Source organism: Oleiphilus sp. HI0123 (assembly GCF_001635315.1).
Genome location: NZ_LWGE01000932.1, coordinates 1 through 363, shown reverse-complemented (window position 1 = coordinate 363; position 363 = coordinate 1). Strand labels below are relative to the sequence as shown.

The window sequence follows — 363 nt, the reverse complement described above, 5'->3', positions numbered from 1 at the left end:
TTCACTTCTGGGCGCGGAACAAAGTAAACCTGCGTCGGCGTAACAACGCTGCTTTCTTTGGTGCCATCTGCGCGAACCTTCGCCATCTTCTCTACAGAAAGCGTGGTTGGCTTAGTCGAAACTAGTGAGAACAAGGCTGTGGTACCCAAAGTTTCGTTCACTTCCTTGTCAACGTACTGCGACAACTCATTTGCAAAGAAATCATGGTTACCACCTTGGCCTGATAAGGTGTATAACGCCGAGACATTGCGTGAGTTTCTACCGTCAACGAACACTTTCCATGCTAAGCCTGGAGCAAAGCCACGGTCATTTGGGTCACCCGTGACTGACAGGCGCAATAAGCCACACTCTGCACCTTTGAAG

At 49.9% G+C, this 363-nt stretch carries 1 pseudogene; it reads right to left on the bottom strand.

Annotated elements, in window-relative coordinates:
• Positions 1-363: pseudogene (locus A3761_RS27445) on the bottom strand (peroxidase); the annotation flags it as partial.